This window comes from Delftia sp. DT-2, from assembly GCF_028401915.1.
Classification (GTDB): Bacteria; Pseudomonadota; Gammaproteobacteria; order Burkholderiales; family Burkholderiaceae_C; genus Comamonas; species Comamonas tsuruhatensis.
In genome coordinates this window covers 1-1,242 of the sequence record NZ_JAQOTI010000059.1, presented here as the reverse complement: position 1 = coordinate 1,242, position 1,242 = coordinate 1, and the positions used below count along the sequence as shown (strand labels likewise).

General features: G+C 59.7%; 1 protein-coding gene. It reads right to left on the bottom strand.

Annotated features, from left to right (window positions below):
• A protein-coding gene (locus PO605_RS30800; RefSeq protein WP_272207347.1) for an IS3 family transposase occupies window positions 1–1,242 on the bottom strand; the annotation gives its coding sequence in 2 pieces (ribosomal slippage) (window positions 1–824 and window positions 827–1,242; 1,240 coding nt annotated over the 2 pieces). This gene is flagged as partial in the annotation.

Genomic DNA, 1,242 nt, shown 5'->3' with positions numbered 1-1,242 from the left:
ACCGGGCTCAGGCCTTTTAGTTTGAGCTTGATGCGTTGGTGGTTGTAGTAATGAATGTAGCGGCGCAGGCCGCGCTGCAACTCCTGAACGCTTGCGAACTTGTTCAGGTAGAAGAATTCCGATTTCAGTGTACCGAAGAAGCTTTCCATGGCCGCGTTGTCCAGGCAGTTGCCTTTGCGGGACATGCTTTGCGTCAAGCCGTGCTCGTGGAGCTGCTCTCGATAGTGGGACATTTGGTACTGCCACCCCTGGTCGGAGTGCAAGAGTGGCGCATCGCCGCGGGTCTTCAGCTTGCGCAACGCCTTCCTGAGCATGTTCCCTACGAGCGAGTACACAGGGCGCTCCTGCATCTCGTAGGCCACGATCTCCCCGTTGTAGAGGTCCATGATCGGCGACAGGTACAGCTTGTTGCCTCGGACATTGAATTCGGTCACATCGGTCACCCACTTCTCGTTCGGTCGCTCTGCACCGAACTGGCGATCGAGCAAGTTGGGCGATGAGGCGCACTCGCCTCGGTGGGAACGGTACTTCTTTGGCCGAACCAGTGACTTCAGGGCAAGGCTGTTCATCAGCCGCTGCACGGTCTTGTGGTTCACAGCCTGGCCTGCTTGACGAAGCTGGGCAGTGATGCGCCGATAGCCGTAGCGGCCTTTGTGGCTCTCATAGATTGCCCTGATGCTTGTCTTCAAGCTGGCGTATCTGTCGCCAGACCGCAGCACCTTGGCCTGGTAGTAGAACGTGCTGCGCGACAGGCTTGCCGCACTCAGCAGTGCGCGTAACGAATGCTCTGGCCTCAGCTCGAGGACGGCTTGCGCTTTTTGGGCGCAGCCTGCCGGCCTTCCCGAACCAAGGCCTGCACTTTTTTTAGGTAGGCCACCTCCGCACGCAGATACTCGTTTTCTTTGCGCAGCGTCTCCAGTGCGCTGGCATCGTCAGCCTGCGGCGGCAGGTTCTTGGGGGGGGTGGGAGTCGGCATCTTCTTCGGACGGCCCCGAGGCTTGGGTTTGAGTGCCTCGGGACCACCTTCATGATACTGGCTCAGCCACTTCGATACGACACCTGATCCGCCACGCAAATCGAACAACGCGGCCACTTGCGTTTGCGATAACCCCTGCTGCTTCATGCGTTGCAGCACCGAGATCTTGAACTGCGCGCTGTACTCGCTGCGCTTCTTGCGCAACGCGCTCTCGCCGTGCTCCCGGTAGGCGTTGACCCATCCGCGCAGGCAGGAGCGGCTCACAC